The sequence below is a fragment of the Parvibaculum sp. genome (genome assembly GCF_035511255.1).
Classification (GTDB): Bacteria; Pseudomonadota; Alphaproteobacteria; order Parvibaculales; family Parvibaculaceae; genus Parvibaculum.
In genome coordinates this window covers 1-1,542 of sequence record NZ_DATKFR010000421.1, presented here as the reverse complement: position 1 = coordinate 1,542, position 1,542 = coordinate 1, and the positions used below count along the sequence as shown (strand labels likewise).

General features: G+C 61.7%; 3 protein-coding genes. 1 reads left to right on the top strand and 2 read right to left on the bottom strand.

Annotated elements, in window-relative coordinates:
- Nucleotides 1–324 (bottom strand): helix-turn-helix domain-containing protein (locus tag VMR03_RS15990; RefSeq protein ID WP_325406963.1); only part of this gene is annotated, 324 nt, incomplete at its 3' end.
- A gap of 78 nt (nt 325–402) precedes the next feature.
- On the opposite strand from VMR03_RS15990, the gene VMR03_RS15985 reads away from it, so the two are divergent.
- Nucleotides 403–954 (top strand): carboxymuconolactone decarboxylase family protein, encoded by a 552-nt coding sequence (locus VMR03_RS15985; protein ID WP_325406961.1) that lies wholly within the window; start codon nt 403–405, stop codon nt 952–954.
- A 336-nt stretch (nt 955–1,290) separates the two neighbouring features.
- Here the strand turns inward: VMR03_RS15985 and VMR03_RS15980 are convergent.
- Nucleotides 1,291–1,542, bottom strand: a 252-nt coding sequence (locus tag VMR03_RS15980; protein ID WP_325406959.1) for a hydantoinase B/oxoprolinase family protein, incomplete at its 5' end; no start/stop codon positions are given.

Here is a 1,542-nt window from a genome sequence, read left to right as displayed (position 1 = left end):
CGCCTTCGCCCATCTTTCTGCCCAGATCGTCAGCGGTGTGAATTGTTCCAGCAGTTCGCGCCCCAGCGGCGTCAGCGCATAACCGTCATCGGCGAGATCGAGCAGGGCGGAATCGCGCAAATCCGTGAGCCGCTGATTGAGCACGCTCGGGCTGACGCCGCCGCAGGCTTCCTGCAGGCCGCGGAAGGTGAGGGGCGGTCCCCGCAATTCCCAGAGAATACGCAAGACCCATCGCCGCCCCATCAGGTCGAGGAGCGCCATGATCGGCTTGCCGGTCGTCGAGCCGCGGACCGCCGCGCCGGGTTTGGGAATCTTCTGTTTCATCGCCGTAGAATAGCCCTTGCGCTACGAAAACAGAAGCATATGTTGGGTGCTACGAAAAACATAGCAAGGAGACGCGTCATGGCCGCCCGGATCGATCCCGCGCCGCAACCCTATGAGCCCGACATGGAGGAAACGCTGGCGAAGCTGATGCCCGAAGGCGTCGAGCCCCTCCTGTTGTTCCGGATGCTCGCGCGAAGTCCCCGCCTTTTCCGGCGTTTCATGGCCGGCGGACTGTTGGACAAGGGATCGATTTCGCTCCGCGATCGCGAGATAGCGATCGACCGAACCTGCGGCCGCTGTGGTGGTGAGTATGAATGGGGTGTGCATATCGCGCTTTTCGCCGATGCCGTGGGGTTTGGTCCGGCAGAAATCAAAGCGACGGCGACGGGCGACGCAAACGATGCCTGCTGGAATCCGCGCGAGCGGCTGATCGTTCGTCTGGTCGATCAGCTCCACGACACGTCGATGATCGACGACGCGTTATGGGCGGAACTCGCTGCCGAATTCGAGGACGAACAGCTCCTCGAACTCATCATGCTGACGGGCTTCTATCACATGGTGTCATTCGTCGTGAACGCGACGCGCCTGCCGGCCGAGCCCTACGGGGCGCGGTTTCCGACAGGCGTATAGGCGATGCGGACAGACCTCAGAAGAGGCCCATCGTGATCGCGCCGACGAAGAGGAATGCGAGACAGGTGACTGTGTAACCGACTTTCGTGGATATGGTCATCATGGCCTCCCGAGAGTGGTCGTTCGCCGCTAGGGTCGCGAACGAAAGTCTGACCGGCTTGTGACCGCATGCAAGCGTAATTGTGGCTGCGTTGTGACCGCAACATTGTGACTTCGATGCACCGGGTGAAAAGGGCGGGATTCCGAGGGGTTCATCGCCACTGTGCCTGACAGGCCATGTGCCAATTCGCGCTTATGGAAGAATTCCAGTGTGCACCGACTCGAAGTCGTGACATTTCACAATTCGTAGGGACCAAATCCGCCGCCGCCCGGCGTCTTGATGACGATGACGTCGCCCGTGTCGAGTTCGATCTGATCGGAACCGGATAGTTTTTCCTCGCGTCCGTCGGCGCAGCGCACGGAGTTCTCACCCAGCGCCGCGGCCTCGCCGCCTTCGAGTCCGAAGGGCGGCACGATGCGATGTGTCGAGAGGATCGACACCGTCATCGGTTCGCGGAAGCGGATGCGCCGGATCGCGCCGTCGCCGCC